General features: G+C 34.9%; 20 protein-coding genes and 2 tRNA genes. All 22 read left to right on the top strand.

Features of this window, described 5'->3' with window-relative positions:
* Positions 1–159 precede the first annotated feature (159 nt).
* The 22 genes from veg to spoIIE all read left to right on the top strand — a co-directional run bounded on the left by veg (position 160) and on the right by spoIIE (position 20,134).
* Complete coding sequence (gene veg / locus ACX6U0_RS20585; protein ID WP_069033953.1) at positions 160–429, top strand: biofilm formation stimulator Veg; 270 nt, start codon at positions 160–162, stop codon at positions 427–429.
* Between the two features lie 119 nt (positions 430–548).
* Positions 549–707 (top strand): small, acid-soluble spore protein, alpha/beta type, encoded by a 159-nt coding sequence (locus ACX6U0_RS20590; protein ID WP_464961727.1) that lies wholly within the window; start codon positions 549–551, stop codon positions 705–707.
* Between the two features lie 164 nt (positions 708–871).
* On the top strand, positions 872–1,741 hold the full coding sequence (gene ispE, locus ACX6U0_RS20595) for a 4-(cytidine 5'-diphospho)-2-C-methyl-D-erythritol kinase (RefSeq protein ID WP_464961697.1): 870 nt from the start codon (positions 872–874) through the stop codon (positions 1,739–1,741).
* A gap of 53 nt (positions 1,742–1,794) precedes the next feature.
* A complete protein-coding gene (gene purR / locus ACX6U0_RS20600) occupies positions 1,795–2,631 on the top strand; it encodes a pur operon repressor (RefSeq protein ID WP_464961698.1) in 837 nt (278 codons plus the stop codon).
* A 51-nt stretch (positions 2,632–2,682) separates the two neighbouring features.
* A complete protein-coding gene (locus ACX6U0_RS20605; protein WP_464961699.1) occupies positions 2,683–3,054 on the top strand; it encodes a RidA family protein in 372 nt (123 codons plus the stop codon).
* 217 nt (positions 3,055–3,271) lie between these two features.
* Complete coding sequence (gene spoVG, locus ACX6U0_RS20610) at positions 3,272–3,562, top strand: septation regulator SpoVG (protein WP_056474486.1); 291 nt, start codon at positions 3,272–3,274, stop codon at positions 3,560–3,562.
* A 132-nt stretch (positions 3,563–3,694) separates the two neighbouring features.
* A complete protein-coding gene (glmU, locus tag ACX6U0_RS20615) occupies positions 3,695–5,053 on the top strand; it encodes a bifunctional UDP-N-acetylglucosamine diphosphorylase/glucosamine-1-phosphate N-acetyltransferase GlmU (RefSeq protein WP_464961700.1) in 1,359 nt (452 codons plus the stop codon).
* A gap of 39 nt (positions 5,054–5,092) precedes the next feature.
* Positions 5,093–6,046: a ribose-phosphate diphosphokinase gene (locus tag ACX6U0_RS20620; RefSeq protein WP_088004035.1), complete on the top strand. Its 954-nt coding sequence runs from the start codon at positions 5,093–5,095 to the stop codon at positions 6,044–6,046.
* Positions 6,047–6,146: 100 nt separating this feature from the next.
* A complete protein-coding gene (gene pth / locus ACX6U0_RS20625; protein WP_464961701.1) occupies positions 6,147–6,710 on the top strand; it encodes an aminoacyl-tRNA hydrolase in 564 nt (187 codons plus the stop codon).
* A gap of 94 nt (positions 6,711–6,804) precedes the next feature.
* Positions 6,805–7,038, top strand: a complete 234-nt coding sequence (locus ACX6U0_RS20630) for an anti-sigma-F factor Fin (RefSeq protein ID WP_464961702.1) — start codon at positions 6,805–6,807, stop codon at positions 7,036–7,038.
* 123 nt (positions 7,039–7,161) lie between these two features.
* Positions 7,162–10,692, top strand: a complete 3,531-nt coding sequence (gene mfd, locus ACX6U0_RS20635; RefSeq protein WP_464961703.1) for a transcription-repair coupling factor — start codon at positions 7,162–7,164, stop codon at positions 10,690–10,692.
* 192 nt (positions 10,693–10,884) lie between these two features.
* A complete protein-coding gene (gene spoVT / locus ACX6U0_RS20640) occupies positions 10,885–11,421 on the top strand; it encodes a stage V sporulation protein T (protein WP_088004044.1) in 537 nt (178 codons plus the stop codon).
* 225 nt (positions 11,422–11,646) lie between these two features.
* A complete protein-coding gene (locus ACX6U0_RS20645; RefSeq protein WP_464961704.1) occupies positions 11,647–13,236 on the top strand; it encodes a putative polysaccharide biosynthesis protein in 1,590 nt (529 codons plus the stop codon).
* An 18-nt stretch (positions 13,237–13,254) separates the two neighbouring features.
* Positions 13,255–14,709, top strand: a complete 1,455-nt coding sequence (yabN, locus tag ACX6U0_RS20650; RefSeq protein ID WP_464961705.1) for a bifunctional methyltransferase/pyrophosphohydrolase YabN — start codon at positions 13,255–13,257, stop codon at positions 14,707–14,709.
* A gap of 24 nt (positions 14,710–14,733) precedes the next feature.
* Entirely contained in the window at positions 14,734–15,003 is a 270-nt protein-coding gene (locus tag ACX6U0_RS20655; RefSeq protein ID WP_464961706.1) for an RNA-binding S4 domain-containing protein, read from the top strand.
* Between the two features lie 62 nt (positions 15,004–15,065).
* Entirely contained in the window at positions 15,066–15,374 is a 309-nt protein-coding gene (gene yabP, locus ACX6U0_RS20660) for a sporulation protein YabP (protein WP_464961707.1), read from the top strand.
* Positions 15,371–15,982, top strand: a complete 612-nt coding sequence (gene yabQ, locus ACX6U0_RS20665; RefSeq protein ID WP_464961708.1) for a spore cortex biosynthesis protein YabQ — start codon at positions 15,371–15,373, stop codon at positions 15,980–15,982. The genes yabP and yabQ overlap by 4 nt, the downstream gene beginning before the upstream one ends.
* Positions 15,983–16,360, top strand: coding sequence for an FtsB family cell division protein (locus ACX6U0_RS20670; protein ID WP_464961709.1), 378 nt, complete (start codon positions 15,983–15,985; stop codon positions 16,358–16,360).
* An 84-nt stretch (positions 16,361–16,444) separates the two neighbouring features.
* Positions 16,445–16,915, top strand: a complete 471-nt coding sequence (locus tag ACX6U0_RS20675) for a S1 domain-containing RNA-binding protein (protein ID WP_088004059.1) — start codon at positions 16,445–16,447, stop codon at positions 16,913–16,915.
* A 169-nt stretch (positions 16,916–17,084) separates the two neighbouring features.
* Positions 17,085–17,161: transfer RNA gene (locus ACX6U0_RS20680), tRNA-Met, on the top strand.
* Between the two features lie 12 nt (positions 17,162–17,173).
* Positions 17,174–17,245 (top strand) — tRNA-Glu (locus ACX6U0_RS20685).
* Positions 17,246–17,659: 414 nt separating this feature from the next.
* The gene (spoIIE, locus tag ACX6U0_RS20690; RefSeq protein WP_464961710.1) at positions 17,660–20,134 is read left to right on the top strand and encodes a stage II sporulation protein E; all 2,475 of its coding nucleotides are present in this window, start codon (positions 17,660–17,662) and stop codon (positions 20,132–20,134) included.
* The last annotated feature ends 68 nt before the right edge of the window (positions 20,135–20,202 follow it).

Below are 20,202 nucleotides of genomic sequence, written 5' to 3' on the forward strand. Positions count from 1 at the left end.
TTTTTTTATTTCCATACATAAAATTGCGGATTCAAACAAATAATATGGTGGTGATGAAAATTTTTTATTGACATGTATCCTGTCTCGTTGGTATAATTTTATGTTTTGTTGACTTATTTTACATAAGATGGTATACTTGTCAGAGTGAGGTGGTATGAAATGGCAAAAAAATTATCTGAAATAAAGGATACTTTAGATAGTCATGTTGGACAACGACTTACATTAAAGGCAAACAGCGGACGCAGAAAAACTGTAGAAAGATCCGGTGTATTAGCAGAAACATATCCATCCATATTTGTAGTACAACTAGATCAAGAAGAGAACGCATTTGAACGCTTATCTTTTAGTTATGCAGATATTTTAACAGAAACAGTTGAATTGTTTTTCTGTGATGACCATACAAGTGGACTAATGGCGAACGGACAGTAGACTATCTACTGTCTCTTTTCTTTTTATGACTAATGAAATAAAAAAATTTACATATACTAACCCTGTCGAAGTTGAAAAGGGGGTTGCTTTTTTTGGGAAGAAGAAGAAGAAGAGGAATTATGTCAGAGAAGTTTAAAGAAGAGCTTGCTAAAGATTTAGGGTTCTATGACGTTGTTCAAAAAGAAGGCTGGGGAGGCATCCGAGCGAAGGATGCCGGCAACATGGTTAAAAGAGCAATCCAATTAGCTGAGTTACAATTATCAAATAAGCAACAGTAATGAATATTCACTTCGATAAAACCGAGGCTTTTTGCTTCGGTTTTTTGTGACCTTTCGGAGCAGAAAAGGAAGGGTTAAATTGCACTTTCATAATGGTAGATTTTTCTTATGAGTTAATTATGATACAATAGCAAAAAAGTAGTGTTCATAAGAAGGTGAAAATAATGAAGTTAATGGTAAAGGCTCCAGCGAAAATAAACCTTTCATTAGATGTCGTAGGTAAAAGAGACGATGGATATCATGATGTGAAAATGATTATGACGACAATTGATTTAGCTGATCGAATCGAGTTAGAGCTACTTCAAGAAGATAAAATTGTAGTTACATCACATAATCGTTATGTGCCTGATGATCAACGTAACTTAGCATACCAGGCAGCAGTGTTACTGAAAGATATGTTCGGAATAAAGCAAGGAGCTCATATTTTTATTACAAAGAATATTCCTGTTGCTGCTGGATTAGCTGGAGGAAGCTCTGATGCTGCAGCAGTTTTAAGGGGATTGAATAAGCTATGGAATCTTAATTGCTCTTTAGATGAATTAGCCGAAATCGGTTCAAAGATTGGTTCGGATGTTTCTTTTTGTGTATATGGCGGAACAGCGATTGCAACTGGACGTGGAGAAAAGATTCAACACATCGACACGCCGCCGCCTTGTTGGGTGATTTTAGCGAAGCCAACACAAGGCGTGTCTACCGCAACTGTATATCAAAAGCTTAAGCTAGAAGATGTAAAGCATCCAGACGTAGATAAAATGATCCAAGCTATCTCTGAAAAAGATTATGACGAAATTTGTGATTCTTTAGGAAATGTATTAGAAACAGTTACATTACAATTACATCCTGAAGTAGCAATGATTAAAGAACAAATGAAAAGGTTCGGTGCAGATGCAGTCCTAATGAGCGGTAGTGGACCAACTGTATTCGGATTGGTAAGACATGATTCAAGAATGAATCGAGTTTACAATGGATTAAAAGGATTTTGTGACCAGGTTTATGCAGTTCGTATGTTAGGAGAACGTGAAAAACTTGATTAAATACGAATATTATTATAAAATTTTTATAAAATATTCGTGATTTGAGGTGCTCCATGAAAATTAGAAGAAGCTCTCGTCTTGTAGGTATGACCCACTACTTATTACATCACCCACAGCAGTTAGTATCATTGACATTTTTTGCTGAACTATATGCGTCTGCTAAATCTTCTGTCAGTGAAGACTTGGGTATTATAAAGCAAACGTTTGAACAGCAAGGAATTGGAACGCTTGTGACAGTTCCAGGTGCGGCTGGTGGAGTTAAATATATTCCTAGTATTAGTATTCAAGAAGTGAATACGACAATAGCAGAACTATGTAGCTTAATCCAAACCCCGGACAGATTGTTACCTGGCGGATACCTATATATGACAGATATACTGAGTAACCCAAACTATGTAAATAGTGTTGGCCGTATGTTTGCTTCAATATTTGGTGAGAAAAAAGTAGATTTAGTTATGACAGTTGCAACAAAAGGTATTCCTTTAGCATATGCAGTTGCTAATTACTTAAATGTACCAGTAGTTATTGTACGTCACGACAATAAAGTAACTGAAGGTTCAACGGTTAGTATCAACTATGTATCAGGTTCTACAAAACGTATCCAAACGATGACTTTGGCGAAACGTAGTATTGAAGCCGGTGCAAATGTATTAATCATTGATGATTTTATGAAAGCTGGCGGCACAATTACTGGAATGAGAAATTTATTGAAGGAATTCCAAGCTAATGTTGCTGGGATTGGCGTTTTAGTTGAAGCGGTTAATATTGAAGAGAGATTGGTTGAAGATTACATATCACTTGTGAAATTATCGGAAGTGAATGAAAGAGAACAACTAATACGCGTTGAAAAAGGTAATTTCCTTGAAGAATCATTTATGAAAACAGAATAGTATTTCGAGCAATCGAGCTATTTGTCATAATTTTAGAAGGGAAGAGAGAACATGCAAATTATTCATACTGATCACGCTCCAAAAGCGATTGGACCATATTCACAAGCTTTAATAGCTAATGGTTTGTTATACACTTCTGGACAAATTCCATTACGTGTAGATGGGACAATTGTTGATGGCGGAATTGAAGAACAAACAAAACAAGTTTTTGCGAATTTAAAGGCGGTACTTGAAGAAGCTGGTACTGATTTATCAAAAGTAGTAAAAACTACTGTATTTTTAAAAGACTTATCGACTTTTACAGATTTTAATGGTGTATATGAAGAATTCTTTAATGAACATAAGCCTGCAAGAAGTTGTGTAGAGGTAGCAAAATTACCAAAAGATGTGCTTGTTGAGATCGAATGTATAGCAATTGTGTAAAACCTGAAACTTTTTCAGGTTTTTTTTTATATTTTTTTCTAAATTCCTAAATTTTACATAAAAAATTCCGATAAATTACTTGAGGCCTCTTATTTAACAAATATTTTTAAAAAATCTAAAAATTAATTACATAAAAAATTTTCCCAAAAGAAGGAAATTTTTGATAATTGTTGAAACTAACTAGTATTGCTTAAAGATGATAAAGGTGGTGAACAAGATGGAAGTGACAGACGTAAGACTACGCCGCGTAAATACGGAAGGTCGTATGAGAGCAATCGCATCAATCACACTAGATCATGAATTTGTCGTTCATGATATTCGAGTTATTGATGGTAACAATGGTTTATTTGTAGCGATGCCAAGTAAACGTACTCCAGATGGAGAATTCCGTGATATCGCTCATCCGATCAACTCTTCAACTCGTAGCAAAATACAAGATTCTGTATTAGCTGAATATCACCGTGTAGGTGAGTTAGAAGAAGACTTTGAAGAAGCAGGTGCTTCTTAAAAATATGACTAAAAAGAACCCGTTAATGTATAATGGGTTCTTTTTTTATGGTATAATAACATGAATGTATATCGTTAAAAAATGTTAATAATTACATTTTAAGTTATGGATATAGATTGATGGAGGATGACAATGTCAAATAAATATGCGATTGTTCTAGCTGCAGGTAAAGGTACTAGAATGAAATCAAAATTATATAAAGTACTTCATCCTGTATGTGGCAAACCAATGGTTCAGCATGTTGTAGATCATGTAAAATCAGTAGGCGTACAAAATGTTGTAACTGTAGTTGGTCACGGTGCGGAATTAGTGAAAACACAATTAGGTGAAAATAGTGAATACGCTCTACAGGCTGATCAATTAGGAACTGCACATGCAGTTATTCAAGCGGCTCCGCTTTTAAAGGATAAAGAAGGAACAACTTTAGTAATTTGTGGAGATACGCCACTTATTACACCAGAAACAATACAAGCACTTTTCGAAGAACATGAAAGATTACAGGCAAAAGCTACCATTTTAACAGCTCATCTTGAGGATTCGACAGGTTATGGTAGAATAATTAGGAGCAATGACGGATCAGTACAAAAAATTGTTGAACATAAGGATGCAACTCCTGAAGAATTAACTGTTCAAGAAATTAATACTGGAACATATTGCTTTGATAATAAGGCACTATTTGAAGCATTGAACGAAGTTAATAACGATAACTCACAAGGTGAATACTATTTACCAGACGTTATTGAAATATTAAAAGAGCAAAATGAAATTGTAGCTGCATACAAAACACCAAACTTCGATGAAACTTTAGGTGTAAATGATAGATATGCATTATCAATGGCTGAAACGTTAATGCGTAAAGTGATTAACAAAAAACATATGTTAAATGGTGTAACAATCATTGACCCTGCAAGTACTTACATTTCTGCGGATACAGTAATTGGAGAAGATACAATTATTTATCCTGGCACAATGATTTATGGAAATAGTATAATTGGTACTGATTGTGTAATCGGGCCAAATAGTGAGATTATCGATAGTGAAATCGGTAATGAAACAAGTATTAAACAATCAGTTGTACACGAAAGTAAAATTGGTGACTCAACAACCGTTGGACCATTTGCTCATATTCGTCCAGCTACAACATTAGGTAATGAAGTTCGTATCGGCAACTTCGTAGAAACGAAAAAAGTTACATTTGGTAATGGCAGTAAAGCATCTCACTTAAGCTATATTGGTGATGCAGAAGTTGGCCAAGGCGTAAATATTGGTTGTGGCTCAATCACTGTAAATTACGATGGGAAAAATAAGTTTAAAACAATTATTGAAGATAATGTCTTTGTTGGTTGTAACTCTAACTTAATTGCACCGGTAACTGTGAAAAAAGGTTCATATATTGCGGCTGGATCTACCATTACAGATGAGGTTCCAGAAGATTCTCTTGCAATCGCAAGAGCAAGGCAAGTGAACAAAGAAGGATACTATAAAAATTAATTATAGATAAAAAGAAAAAAAGCGGAGGGTACACGAAACATGCCTAATCATTATCCAGACAAGCATTTAAAAGTATTTACTCTTAATTCGAATCCTAAATTAGCAGAAGAAATCGCAAAACACATTGGCGTAGAGCTTGGTAAATGCTCTGTTTCTCGTTTTAGTGATGGAGAAGTGCAAATTAATATAGAGGAAAGTATTCGTGGTTGTGATGTTTTTATCATTCAATCAACTAGCTTCCCAGTAAATGAGAGCATCATGGAATTATTAATTATGATAGATGCGTTAAAACGTGCATCTGCAAAAACAATTAACCTTGTAATTCCATATTATGGTTATGCTCGTCAAGATCGTAAAGCTCGTTCACGTGAGCCAATTACATCTAAATTAGTTGCAAACCTACTTGAAACAGCTGGATCAACTCGCGTAATTACGCTTGATTTACATGCTCCACAAATTCAAGGTTTCTTCGATATTCCTATTGATCATTTATTAGGTGTACCTATCCTTTCTGACTATTTTAGAAAAAAACAGCTTGATGATATCGTAATCGTTTCTCCAGATCATGGTGGAGTAACAAGAGCGCGTAAAATGGCTGATCGTCTTAAAGCGCCGATTGCTATCATTGACAAACGTCGACCAAGACCAAATGTTGCTGAAGTTATGAATATTATTGGTAACATTGAAGGCAAAACTGCAATCTTAATCGATGATATCATTGATACAGCTGGTACGATTACACTTGCTGCCAATGCTTTAGTAGAGCATGGAGCGAAAGAAGTATATGCTTGTTGTACACACCCTGTATTGTCTGGACCGGCAATTGATCGTATTGAAAACTCTTGCATTAAAGAATTAGTTGTAACAAATTCAATTTGTCTTGCTGAAGAGAAAAAGGCAGGAAAACTTGTTGAATTATCTGTTGCTGGCCTACTTGGTGAAGCAATCATTCGTGTATATGAGGAGCAATCTGTAAGTACATTATTTGATTAATAACTTGCATGTTGTCTAAAAGTATAAGAGGACGTAGCCTGAAGTGGTTACGTCTTTTCGTAATATCAGTACAGTTTGTTTTTAGGATGGAGGTATAAAGATGAAACTTTTTGTAGGGCTAGGAAACCCAGGAAGAGAGTATGAAAGAACGAGACACAACATTGGCTTTATTGCGATAGATGAATTAGCTCATCGTCATGGGTTGCCGCTAAATCAACAAAAATTTAACGGTATTTATGGATCAGGAATGATAAATGGTGAAAAAGTATTTCTTCTAAAACCATTAACATATATGAATTTATCTGGAGAGTGTGTTAGACCTTTTATGGACTACTTTGATATTGATATCGAAGACTTAGTCGTACTTTATGATGAAATGGATATCCCAACTGGAAAGCTTCGTTTACGTGGAAAAGGTAGCGCTGGTGGTCATAACGGAATTAAATCATTAATCCAACACTTAGGTACTCAGGAATTTCAAAGAATTCGTATCGGCGTCGATCGTCCAAGTAATGGGATGAGCGTTGTAAACCACGTACTTTCCAATTTTTATGAAGAAGAAGTAGCAGATGTGGTTGATGGTGTAAAGCGAGCTGCTGATGCATGTGAATACTTTATAAAGCATCCATTCGTTGAAGTGATGAATCAATTTAATAAAAAATAAAAAACAGGAATTTGCGCCTCGGTATTGAATAAGTATAGTAAGTACAATCCATACTGTATATATGAATTTTTTTGTCGTATGGAGGCATCGCGTTTTGGAATTATTAGAATGTCAGTGTAGATACTGTAATACGGTAATAGGTAGATTAGAAAAGCATCATTTACTACAAATAACGTCCTATTATTGCCATTCATTTGAAGCGGAATTAAGTGACTTTGTAAAATTTATTCAATCTCCAAACCAAGTTTTTCAAATTGTATGCGAGGATTGTGAAATGACACTTTCAGAATACCCACATTACCATGAATATAAAAATTTCATACATTAAATTGCCTTTGGTACCTACCTAAGGCGTTTTTCTGTTTTTTGTTTTGAATAATGACAAATATGTTTTAACTAGGTATGCTTTTTTGTAATAGACTTAGATTGACTGTTAGGGGAGATTGACTTCGTGATTGGTTTAATTGAACAATTTAACCGGTATAATGATATAAAAAAAATAATAAGCGGTCTAAAAAACGGACTAAGAGAACAATTAGTTACCAATTTAACTGGATCTGCAAAAACCTTATTAGCTGGAGCAGTTTATAAGGAAACAAAAAAGACTCAATTAATCGTAACGAATAATCTTCTGCAAGCTCAAAAAGTGTTCGAAGATATAAAGTCTATACTGGGAGAAGAGCAAGTATTCTTATATCCAGCAAATGAACTGATTGCTTCAGAAATTGCAGTATCGAGTCCCGAATTAAGATCACAAAGATTAATAGCATTAAATAGTTTGATGGCTAATAAAGCATCGGTCATCGTTACGCCTGTTGCGGGCTTAGTAGGTTATTTACCATCTCCGGAGCTATGGGCAAGCTACCAGCTTCATTTTGAATTAGGTGAGGAGATAGATTTAACTGCATTAGTGTCTCAGTTTGTTCAAATGGGATATGTGAGAGTTGGAATGGTAGAAAGTAAAGGTGAGTTCAGTGTACGTGGAGGAATTTTAGATATTTATCCATTAACATACGAGGATCCTATTAGAATAGAATTATTTGATACCGAAATAGATTCGATTCGTTCATTTTCTCCAGATAACCAAAGGTCAATCAATAAGTACGAAAATGTGCAGATTGGACCTGCAACGGAGAGAATTATTCCAAAAGCTGACTTGCAATTAGGCGTTCAGCGGATTGAAGATGCGTTTAAATCAACACTTTCAAAAACGACTGATCAACAATTAAAAGAGACACTTGTTGAAAAAGTGACATATGATATTGAGCAGTTAAAACAAGGACAATTAATTGACCAAATTTATAAGTATTTTGGCTTAATCTATGAAAAACAATTTAGTTTACTAGATTATATTCCAAATGACTCAATCGTGATTGTTGATGAGATATCAAGAGTTCATGAAGTAGTGGAACAAATGAAGAAAGATGAGGCTGAATGGTATACATCGTTATTAGCTGAAGGGAATGCACTACAAGGTGTCACGTTCTCTCATGATTTTTTCCAATTGCTTCAATCAAGAAAACGCCAGCAAATACATACTAGTCTATTTCCTAGAAGAGTTCATCATACGCATCCTGAACAAGTTGTCTCGATTCAATGTAAGTCGATGCAAGAGTTTCATGGACAAATGAATTTGTTAAAGAGTGAATTAGATCGTTGGAAGAAAAACAAATATACAATTGTTATGCTAGGTGAAAGTGATGAAAGAACTTTTAAAATAGAAAATATTTTAGAAGATTATAAAATGGAAGGCAAAATTGTATCTTCTATCGATCAGATTAAAAGCGGTGAAGTATACATTATGAAAGGTGAACTCCTTTCAGGTTTCGAGCTACCATTAGAGAAATTCGTCCTAATTACTGAAAGAGAGCTTTTTACAAAGAAAGCGAAAAAGCAAAAAAGAATTAATACAAAACTATCAAATGCCGAACGAATTAAAAATTACTCTGAGCTTAAAGTCGGGGATTATGTCGTTCACGTAAATCATGGTATAGGTAAGTTTTTAGGAATTGAAACACTTGAGATAAATGGCATTCATAAAGACTATTTACATGTAAGGTACCATGGTGAGGACAAATTATTTGTTCCAATAGAGCAAATTGATCAAGTGCAAAAATATGTAGGCTCTGAAGGTAAGGAGCCAAAGATTTACAAGCTTGGTGGGTCAGATTGGAAAAAGGTCAAGAAGAAAGTTGAAGGCTCTGTTCAAGATATAGCCGACGATTTAATTAAATTATATGCAGAAAGAGAAGCATCAAGAGGATATGCTTTCTCTCCAGATGGACTAGAGCAACAAGAGTTTGAATCTTCGTTCCCATATCAAGAGACAGACGATCAAATTCGCTCTATTAATGAGATTAAGAAGGACATGGAAAGAGAACGTCCAATGGATCGCCTATTATGTGGTGACGTAGGTTACGGGAAAACTGAAGTGGCAATTCGTGCTGCTTTTAAAGCGATAGTAGAAGGAAAGCAAGTAGCATTCTTAGTGCCAACTACTATATTGGCACAACAGCACTTTGAAACATTGCGTGAAAGGTTTCAAGATTTCCCAATTAATATTGGTTTACTAAATCGTTTTCGTTCCCGTAAGCAGCAACTTGAAACAATGAAGGGGCTAAAAGAAGGCTCTGTTGATATTGTAGTTGGAACGCATCGATTATTATCAAAAGATATAATATACAAGGATTTAGGTTTATTAATCATTGATGAAGAGCAACGATTTGGTGTTTCACATAAAGAAAAAATTAAGCAGTTAAAAGCAAATATTGACGTATTAACGTTAACAGCAACACCGATTCCACGTACACTACATATGTCTATGCTAGGTGTTAGGGATTTATCTGTCATTGAAACACCGCCAGAAAATCGTTTCCCGGTTCAAACTTATGTTGTTGAGTACAATGCAGCATTAGTAAGGGAAGCTATTGAACGAGAATTATCTCGAGACGGGCAAATTTACTTCTTATATAACCGTGTAGAAGATATTGAACGTATGGCAGAACAAATTTCAATGCTAGTTCCTGATGCGAAAGTAGCTGTGGCACATGGTCGAATGAACGAAGGGGAACTGGAATCAGTTATGTATGCCTTTTTAGATGGGCAATACGATGTTCTAGTAAGTACAACGATTATTGAAACTGGTGTAGATATACCAAATGTAAATACGTTAATCGTATACGATGCTGACCGAATGGGGTTATCGACACTTTACCAATTAAGAGGTCGAGTAGGACGTTCAAACCGTGTGGCATACGCGTATTTTACATACAAACAAGACAAAGTTTTAACTGAAGTTGCTGAAAAACGTCTACAAGCAATTAAAGAATTCACTGAGCTTGGTTCAGGATTTAAGATTGCAATGCGAGACTTATCAATACGTGGAGCAGGTAATTTACTTGGGGCCCAACAACACGGATTTATCGACTCTGTCGGATTTGACTTATACTCACAAATGCTGAAGGATGCAATTGAGCAACGTAGAGGCGTTAAGAAGGAAGATTTAATTACTGTTGAAATTGATATCGAAGTAGACGCTTATTTACCTGATACTTATATTCAAGACAGTAAACAAAAAATCGAAATGTATAAGCAATTTAGAAGAGTTGAGACTTTTGATGAACTAAATGATGTTCAAGATGAGCTGATGGACCGCTTTGGAGAATTCCCTGTAGAAGTTGGCTACTTATGTCAGGTTGCACATATCAAGTTATTAGCAAATGCAGAGAAAATCGAACTGATCAAGCAAGTCAAATCAGAGGTTAGTATTTACTTCTCAGAAGCAGCAAGTGCAAACATTGATGGCGGAAAACTATTCAAGCTCTGCAATTCTTATGGAAGAGGAATTGGACTTGGCATGGAAGGTACAAAATTAAAAATTACACTCGATGTTAAAGGGAAAAAACCAGCTGACTGGTTAACAACACTCGAAGGATTAATAACTGGTCTTAAAAATGTTAAAAAAGAAAGTGTAAATGCTTAACGAAACATAGAAAAGTTACCAAAATGTGCTTAAACTACTATAAATTTAGTAAAGGTGTCAAAAAATCTCACTTATTTTGTATAGAACGGAAGTTGTGAAGGATACTATCATTAATTAAGGGTGACCTTACCTCATTGTCACTCTCTTTCATAAACGTAGACAAGCAAGTAAGTGAGGAGGCGCTTTACAAGTATGAAGGCAACAGGAATTGTACGACGTATTGACGACTTAGGTCGAGTAGTAATACCCAAGGAAATCAGGAGAACTTTACGAATCCGTGAAGGTGATCCATTAGAAATATTTGTAGACCGAGATGGAGAAGTTATTTTAAAGAAATATTCACCTATTAGTGAATTAAGTGATTTCGCTAAGGAGTATGCAGATGCATTATACGATACACTTGGTCACACTGTTATCATTAGTGACCGCGATTCAGTAGTTGCAGTTGCAGGTGCTTCTAAGAAAGAATACTTAAACAAAAATATTGGTGATATTATTGAAAAAATCATGGCAGAACGAAACTCAAAAGTAATAAGTGAGCCTGGTGAAGCTTCTTTTATCGAAAGTGTCATTGAAAAATATCAGTCTTACGCAGTAGGAGCTGTCATCGCAAGTGGTGACCCGATCGGAGCAGTCGTTATCTTCTCCAAAGACAAAACGATCACAGACGTCGAGAAAAAAGCAATCGACACAGCAACAAACTTCTTAGCAAGACAAATGGAGCAGTAAAAAAGAAAAGTGGAAGCGCCTCGCTCTGCCCCGACAAGCATAAGGCAAAGAAATTTAACTTATGACGTCCAGGGCATGGCGTTTCACCACAAAAACCAAAAAAGTAAACCATTCTTTTGCCAGATTTGGCACAGGAATGGTTTTTCTTTTGGCAACTCTTTACATAAACCCCAATAATGTAATACATTAAAGGGTGAACCATCTATCAAAGGAGTTGTTATCCTTTTGCAAAAAGCTAAGCAAAAAGCAGCCTTACAAGGAGCTTTATTTATTACAATTGCATCTTTATTATCAAAGGTATTAAGTGCATTTTATAAAATTCCATATCAAAACATTGCTGGTGATTTAGGTTACTATATTTACCAACAGGTGTATCCTGTTTATGCAATTGCTTTAGCTTTTTCCACATATGGTTTTCCTTTAGTTTTATCATCTTATGTAGCTGAACGAATAGCTAAAAAAGATGAAAAGGGTGCCAAAGAGCTAGTGTATGCGACTTTTATGATGCTTTTATTAATTGGTACCTTGTGTTTTTTGACTCTTTACATAGGAAGTAATAGTATAGCGCAGTTTATGCGTGATGATCATCTTGCTATGCTGATTCGTGTTGTCAGTGTTGGTTTCTTATTTGTCCCAATTACATCTGCCTTCCGAGGCTATTATCAGGGTTTAGGGGATATGGGACCTACTTCTGTCAGTCAAGTGATTGAACAATTAATTCGTGTCGTAACGATTTTAGTATTATCAATTTATTTAATGCAAACTACTGATAATCTTTATGTTGTAGGAGCAGGAGCAGTTTCAGGTTCAATATTGGGAAGTATCGCTGCAATATTGTACTTCTTTTATTGGGTATCATTTAAGGGTTCTGGTTTAACGATCCCATCTTTCAGTTTAGTAAAAAAATATCGTTTTGAACTAAAAACAATCTTATATCAAGGTATACTGCTTAGTTTAAGTAGCCTAGTTCTCGTATTTATACAATTTATCGATTCGATCTCCTTTTATCCACTTTTAGTGCAATACGGTTACCATGTGGAAGGAGCTAAGTTAGTTAAAGGTATTTATGATCGAGGATTTCCGTTAATTCAACTAGGTGCCGTCATTGCATCTTCATTCTCGTTAGCTTTAATACCGTATTTATCAAGGGAGTTAGTTAGAAAAGAACATCATTCTATCAATAACCGAATATCAGCTGCGATTCGAGTGAGTATTGTAGTTGGGGCTGCTGCAACAATTGGGCTAATTTCCATCATTCATCCTACAAATATTATGCTTTATCGAAATGATTTAGGTACAGATGTCCTTTCGATTTTATGTATTTCAATCTTTTTTGCAGGTATTTCAATTACAACTTCGTCCATAGCCCAAGGTCTAGGGAAAAGTTTAATTCCTGCATTAAATGTAATCACAGGTGGATGCGTGAAATTCATTGGAAATGTTATTTTAATGGAGCAAATTGGTTCTAAAGGAGCGGCATACTCAACAGTTATTGCTTTAATAATTGTGACAATCTTAAATTTAGCTTATATTTATAAACTCTCAAAAGTAAAATTCTTTGGCTTAATGTTTATTGTGAAGCTATTCATTTCCCTGGTGATTATGTATTACAGTGTACTTGGATATGAATATGTATATGAGAAATATTCATTATTTATCAATCCGCTTCGTTTACGTATGTTAGTTGAAGCATTATCTTCAGCAGGCGTTGGAGCCATTGTTTTTACAGTTGTCTTAATCAAAATAAAACTATTTACAGTTGAAGAGCTGAGCTCGTTAATTAAAAGTAAAAAATTACAAAAATGGCTCTCTTAAAAGAACAGGAGGAGCAAAATGAACAAGATTACAGTTTTAGGTCTAGGAGCAGGTGATTTAAATCAGCTTCCATTAGGGATTTATAAAATACTACAAAAGACTGACAATCTATTTTTACGAACAAAAGACCATCCTGTTATTCAAGAATTAGAGGCAGAGGGACTAACATACCAGTCTTATGATGCTATATATGAAAAGCACGATCAGTTTGAGGAAGTATATCAGGAAATTGTGAACACGTTAGTATCAGAATCTAAGGAGAAGTCAATTACTTATGCAGTTCCTGGACACCCTCTTGTAGCAGAGAAAACAGTTCAATTGTTAATTGAATTAGCTAATCAAGGGAAAGTAGAAATAGATATTAAAGGTGGACAAAGCTTTTTAGATGCGATGTTTACTAGCTTGAAAATTGATCCAATAGAAGGCTTTCAATTCGTTGATGCCACTGATTTAGAGCAAGAATACATAACGTTTAGACAGCATTTAATTATTTGTCAGGTTTATGATCAAATGACCGCTTCGCATGCAAAATTAAAACTAATGGAGCAACTTCCTGATGATTATGAAGTAACGATTGTAACCGCAGCTGGTAGTGAAGCTGAGCAAATAAGAACAGTTCCTTTATTCGAATTAGATCGAGATACATCAATCAATAACTTAACGAGCGTATATGTACCGCCTGTAAAGCGCGAAGCAGATTTATATCATCAATTTGAAACACTTCGTTCTGTTATTGCAACATTAAGGGGCCCTGAAGGATGTCCGTGGGATCAAAAGCAAACACATGAATCTTTAAAGAAATATTTATTAGAAGAGTCATACGAATTACTTGAAGCAATTGATGAGGAAGATGATGATCATATCATCGAAGAGCTTGGAGATGTATTACTTCAAGTGATGTTACATGCTCAAATTGGAGAGGATGAAGGTTATTTCTCCATCCAAGATGTCATTAAAGGCTTGGTGAGTAAGTTAATTTACCGTCATCCACATGTATTTTCAGATGTGAATGTAGAAGATGAAGAAGAAGTATTAAAAAATTGGCAGGAATTAAAGCAAGCTGAAAAAGGTGAAGCTGTTACAACGATTCTATCAGGTATTCCAAAAGAATTATCTGGTCTACTAAAGGCAGAGAAGCTACAAAGCAAAGCTGCAAAAGTAGGATTTGATTGGAAAGAGCTACCGCCAGTTGTAGATAAGATCAAAGAAGAGTTAGCCGAAGTACTTGCAGCAATTGAGCTAAATGAGCAATCTAAAATTGAGTCTGAATTAGGTGACTTACTATTTAGCATCGTAAATTTGGCTAGATTTATTGAAGTAAATCCCGAGCAAGCAATACTAAAAACCAATATGAAATTCACAAAACGTTTTCAGTTTATCGAATCAAAACTGAATGAAATAAATAAAACATTTTCAGATGTATCTCTTGAGGAAATGGATGAATTCTGGAATGAAGCAAAAGAGCTAGAGTAAATTAAAATGTAAGGAGAGAGAAAGATGAGACTTGATAAATTTTTAAAAGTGTCGAGAATTATTAAGCGACGTACACTTGCAAAAGAAGTAGCCGATCAAGGAAGAATTACGATAAATGGTACTGTTGCAAAAGCTTCTACTGAAGTAAAAGTTGGCGATGAGTTGAAGATTCGCTTTGGCCAAAAAATTGTTACGGCAAAAATTAACTTATTAAAAGAAATAGTACGCAAAGAAGAAGCAGATGCGATGTATTCAATTATTAGTGAAGAAAAACTAACTGATAGCTTGTTCTAAAATAGTTGTCCCTTCATATACTTGTACAAATAAAGCTGTATTGAATTATATGGAGGGACGTTATGAATAATAATCCGTATGAGTTGAATGCGAAAAATACAAGTCAATTAATTGAACAGGATTTATCGCTAAAGAGTAGAAGATATTTAGAAATTACTGGTGTAAAACAAGTAGAAAGCTTCGATAGCGAAGAATTTTTACTAGAAACAACATTGGGTTTTTTGCATATTAAAGGCCATAATCTACAAATGAAAAACCTCGATGTAGAAAAAGGGCATGTGGCAATAAAAGGGAAAATAAATGAATTATGTTATATCGATGAATATAATTCGGGGAAAGCTAAAGGGATCTTTAGCAAGCTATTTAAATGAGCTTAAACGTTCAGTTTTACTCTATGGTGGCGATGGTCGGTATGGGTGCTTACCTTGGTATGGCGCTAGATACATACCATCGTTTTTTATATCGAGGTAGAAGTAATAAATATATTGTATTTGGTACGGATATCTTGTTTTGGATCTTTCAGTCATTACTAGTTTTTTATGTACTATATTTAGTGAATGAGGGAGCATTGCGTTTTTATTTACTGTTAGCGATATTATGTGGATTTGCTGCATATCAAAGCCTACTAAAATCTATTTATAAAAAAATTCTTGAGTTTACGATACAGCTTGTGATTAGTATCTACCGTATTCTCGTAAAGATTATTAATGCATTGATTGTGGTCCCAATTAAGTGGCTAATTCAGCTTTTGATTGTCATTCTTTTATTTATTTATGGTGTCCTTATTCGACTAATCCATTTACTTTACAACGTTGTCCTATCAATTTTAATGTTTTTCGTCAGAGTATGTTGGTTTTTTGTGCCAAAACGAGTCAAAAACTATTTAAGACGATTTAAAGGGATTTTAGAAAAATCAAAGAATATCTTCCTTACTACTATTAAAAAAGCAAAGAACCTTTTAGATAGGAGGAAGAAATAAGTGGAGCATGCTAGGAAGTTGGATGTAACTAGACAAGATTATGTTAAACAGAAAATTGTTTTAGTTGAGGAGCAATTCGATATTCCTAAAAAAAGGAGTATAAAGAAATTTTTAATGCGTGTTTCATGTTTCTTTATGTTTGCTGTACCTATATGCTTATTATTACAATCACATTTTGAATCACAACAGCTACTTTATTCTTCAAAAATGAATCAGTTACAACAAGCATCAGTAGAGTTAAAAGATACAAAAAGTGAAATTGAGGAGTCCAATCATTTAATTAATCAATTGAGGGATGATGAGTTTATTATTGAAATGGCACGAAAAAATTTATTTTTTTCAAAAGAGGGAGAAATCATCTTTCCCAATATTAAGTAATTATCGTTTCATTGACACTTGTTTTTATTATTTTATATAATATAGTAAATCCAGTTAAACAACTTAAGGAGGAGCATTTTTTTTATGTCAATTGAGGTAGGCAGCAAAGTAAGTGGGAAAGTTACAGGAATTACAAATTTTGGTGCTTTCGTAGAGTTACCAGAAGGAGTAACTGGACTTGTTCACATTAGTGAAGTAGCTGACAACTATGTTAAAGATATTAATGAACATTTAAAAGTTGGCGATGAAGTCGAAGTAAAAGTTATCAATGTTGAAAAGGACGGTAAAATTGGACTTTCAATTAAAAAAGCAAAAGAACGTCCACCAGTAAAAGAGGGAGAGCGTGAGCAAAGACCTCGCACAAGCAGACCGGCATATGGTGGCGGTGGCGGTGGAAACCGTGGTAAAAACCAAAATCGTTCAGATCAACGTCCAGTTAAAGAAACATTTGATCAAAAAATGAGTAAATTTTTAAAAGACAGTGAAGATCGCCTAGCTTCTTTAAAACGCAATACAGAATCTAAGCGCGGTGGTCGTGGAGCTCGTCGAGGTTAATTTGCTACCTTGTCAGGACATAAATGATTATATAGAACACGCACTCAGTAATTGAGTGCGTTTTTTGTATGTAAGAAAACAGTTGTTAAAAAACATGTAATCTATGAAAAAAATATGTTGACGGGTATATTTACCCATGCTATTATAAAACTTGTCGTTTAAATAATATGGCGGTGTAGCTCAGCTGGCTAGAGCGTACGGTTCATACCCGTGAGGTCGTGGGTTCGACTCCCTCCGCCGCTACCATTTTATTTTTACGGCCCGTTGGTCAAGTGGTTAAGACACCGCCCTTTCACGGCGGTAACACGGGTTCGAATCCCGTACGGGTCATATCTTCTAGAAAAAACGTCTAGACTCTTATAGGGGCTAGACGTTTTTTTTATTCATAGTTTTGGGTAATACACCTGTACTAAGAAATGATATCTTAATTACTGATCGAAGAGTTTATCGATGCTCGCCAATGAAATCTATTTATTTCATTTACTCCACCAAATATTCGTATCCGTATATCCCTATTTTTAATTTCCTATTCTATTTTTTTATAGACATATTATTTATGAAATGCGCTTCTTTTACTTGATTAGAGTAATTCTGATGCTAGGTTTTCTCATAATTTGTAAAACAGTTGTAGGTTAAAGCTTTTTGCGTCGAAGGAAACTTTTATTATCCTTTGTCATTTTGACATATTCTTGCAATGGGACAAGTTAAAATATGGACATAAACTAAATCGGATGGGGTGGGAATATGTCTAAATTACAAAGAGGATCTTCTAATACTTCACCAAGCTTGATCCCTATGAACGGATTTCAATCTATTTTTCGGCAGTCCTCTAAGTCGATAAAGCCTAAATTAGAAAGAGCACTTTTTGATTGGGGGCTATTAATCTTTATAACTGGTTTTCTATTAGGACGTGCGTTGATTTTATCAAATATTCTCCCTTTCGTTTTACCGTTCTTTGCCTCTGTTTATATGATGAAACGCGAACGCACAGGTGTAGCCTTTATCGCATTAATGGCAGGAGCAGCAACTGTTTCGCTTGAAACAGCTAGCTATGCGTTTTCCACAGTCATATTATTCTTTATCCTCAATATTTTCTTTTCAAGAATTAAACGTCATTATGTCGGACTTGTTCCATTTCAAGTATTTTTATCAGTATTTTTAAGTCACCTACTTATTTCATATGCTTTCCAGCAAGAAGTATTAATGTATGATGTCTTAATGGCATCGGTTGAAGCTGGCCTTAGCTTTATTTTAACAATGATATTTTTCCAAAGTGTACCGTTACTTGCCATTCCAAAAAGAAAACAACTATTAGGTGTTGAGGAAATTGTCTGTCTAGTAATTTTATTGGCTTCAGTTGTGACGGGGACAACTGACTGGTATATTCAAGACCTTTCAATTCAGCATATCGTTACGAGATATATCGTTTTGGTTTTTGCGTTTGTTGCAGGCGGAACGGTTGGATGTACTGTTGGTGTTGTAACTGGGTTGATTTTAAGCCTTGCAAGTGTTTCAAGTTTATATCAAATGAGCTTGTTAGCTTTTTCGGGCTTATTAGGAGGATTGTTAAAAGAAGGAAAGCGCTTAGGTGCATCAGCGGGCCTACTAATTGGTACTTGCTTAATTAGTTTCTATGCTGAAAAGCAATCTGATATCATTTTCTCAATTATAGAATCAGTGATAGCGATCTTGTTATTTATTTTAACGCCTACAATTTTGTTAAAACAATTAGCGAAGTTAGTACCCGGTACAGAAGAACATTCTACAGATCAACAGCAATATCTTCGTAAGATTCGTGATTTAACTGCTAACCGAATCAATCAGTTTTCGAATGTATTCGAAGCGTTATCAGCAAGTTTTTCTCAACCAAGTCAATTTTCTAAAATTGAAGATGAATTAACGGATGAAGAGTTGTTTGTATGCAGTATATCAAACAAATGCTGTAATAGTTGTTTAAAGAAAGACCATTGTTGGTCAAATAATGGCGATCGAACATATCAATACATGGCAAATATGATGGATCTTGTTGAAAAGGACAAGCTCATTAAAAATGGTCAATTTATGAGAGAGTGGGAAAAGTACTGTCAGCGTTCTTCAAAAATGGCTGATTTGATGAAGCAAGAAGTGTTTTATTTCCGAGCTAATCAACGACTAAAGAAGCAAGTGCAGGAAAGTAGAAGACTTGTAGCGGAACAATTAAAGGGCGTTTCAAAAGTAATGGTTGATTTTGCACAAGAAATCCAACGTGAAAAAGAAAATCATCAATTGCAGGAAGATCAAATCCTTCAAGCTTTACTAAACTTTGGAATCGATGTAAGCCAAGTTGAAATTTACAATTTAGAGCAAGGGAATATAGATATTGATATTCTCATACCTTTTGAGAATGAGTATGGTGAATGTCAAAAATTAATTGGACCTATTTTATCAGATATTTTAAAAGAGACGATTGTCGTGTTAAAAGAAGAATCGGCAGCAATTCCGAATAGTGGACATTACTTAGTTACATTTGGATCTGACAAAGCATATGTCATCGAAACAGGGGTAGCTACTGCTGCAAAAGGTGGTGGATTCATTTCCGGAGATGCTTTTAAAATCATGGATGTAGGAGCAGGGAAACATGCAATTGCAATCAGTGATGGAATGGGTAATGGTGAACGTGCTCATATTGAAAGCAATGAAACATTAAAGCTATTACAAAAAATATTAAACTCAGGCATTGAAGAAACTGTTGCGATTAAATCAATTAACTCAATATTATCCTTACGTACAACGGAGGAGGTATTTGCTACATTAGATTTAGCGATGGTTGATTTACATGATGCATCTGCAAAGTTCTTAAAAATCGGTTCATCACCGAGCTTTGTTAAGCGAGGTAAACAAGTTATCAAAATAGAAGGAAGTAATCTTCCAATTGGTATTATTGATGACTTTGATGTGGAAGTTGTGAGCGAGCAATTAAAAGCTGGTGACTTGTTAATCATGATGAGCGATGGAATTTTTGAAGGTCCTAGACATGTAGAAAATTATGAAATGTGGATGAAACGTAAAGTAAGTGAATTAGAAACAGATGATCCTCAAGCAGTGGCTGAACTATTACTAGAGGAGGTTATTCGATCTAATACTGGAGATATCAATGATGATATGACTGTAGTAGTTGCAGTCGTTAAACGAAATATGCCAAAATGGTCGTCTATTGCATCATATAGTGCGATGGCATAGTAAATAAAATTAAATAAGGTTTATCCCCTCCCATATTTGGACAAAATGGTAACAACTTTTATGCGGAG

Source organism: Gottfriedia sp. ABJ_BB2_2, assembly GCF_055484705.1.

What these genes read in the sequence shown, in the direction of transcription:
- veg (WP_069033953.1), top strand. Translation starts at nt 160, where the DNA reads ATGGCAAAAAAATTATCTGAAATAAAGGATACTTTAGATAGTCATGTT.
- ACX6U0_RS20590 (WP_464961727.1), top strand. Translation starts at nt 549, where the DNA reads ATGTCAGAGAAGTTTAAAGAAGAGCTTGCTAAAGATTTAGGGTTCTAT.
- ispE (WP_464961697.1), top strand. Translation starts at nt 872, where the DNA reads ATGAAGTTAATGGTAAAGGCTCCAGCGAAAATAAACCTTTCATTAGAT.
- purR (WP_464961698.1), top strand. Translation starts at nt 1,795, where the DNA reads ATGAAAATTAGAAGAAGCTCTCGTCTTGTAGGTATGACCCACTACTTA.
- ACX6U0_RS20605 (WP_464961699.1), top strand. Translation starts at nt 2,683, where the DNA reads ATGCAAATTATTCATACTGATCACGCTCCAAAAGCGATTGGACCATAT.
- spoVG (WP_056474486.1), top strand. Translation starts at nt 3,272, where the DNA reads ATGGAAGTGACAGACGTAAGACTACGCCGCGTAAATACGGAAGGTCGT.
- glmU (WP_464961700.1), top strand. Translation starts at nt 3,695, where the DNA reads ATGTCAAATAAATATGCGATTGTTCTAGCTGCAGGTAAAGGTACTAGA.
- ACX6U0_RS20620 (WP_088004035.1), top strand. Translation starts at nt 5,093, where the DNA reads ATGCCTAATCATTATCCAGACAAGCATTTAAAAGTATTTACTCTTAAT.
- pth (WP_464961701.1), top strand. Translation starts at nt 6,147, where the DNA reads ATGAAACTTTTTGTAGGGCTAGGAAACCCAGGAAGAGAGTATGAAAGA.
- spoVT (WP_088004044.1), top strand. Translation starts at nt 10,885, where the DNA reads ATGAAGGCAACAGGAATTGTACGACGTATTGACGACTTAGGTCGAGTA.
- yabN (WP_464961705.1), top strand. Translation starts at nt 13,255, where the DNA reads ATGAACAAGATTACAGTTTTAGGTCTAGGAGCAGGTGATTTAAATCAG.
- ACX6U0_RS20655 (WP_464961706.1), top strand. Translation starts at nt 14,734, where the DNA reads ATGAGACTTGATAAATTTTTAAAAGTGTCGAGAATTATTAAGCGACGT.
- yabP (WP_464961707.1), top strand. Translation starts at nt 15,066, where the DNA reads ATGAATAATAATCCGTATGAGTTGAATGCGAAAAATACAAGTCAATTA.
- yabQ (WP_464961708.1), top strand. Translation starts at nt 15,371, where the DNA reads ATGAGCTTAAACGTTCAGTTTTACTCTATGGTGGCGATGGTCGGTATG.
- ACX6U0_RS20675 (WP_088004059.1), top strand. Translation starts at nt 16,445, where the DNA reads ATGTCAATTGAGGTAGGCAGCAAAGTAAGTGGGAAAGTTACAGGAATT.
- spoIIE (WP_464961710.1), top strand. Translation starts at nt 17,660, where the DNA reads ATGTCTAAATTACAAAGAGGATCTTCTAATACTTCACCAAGCTTGATC.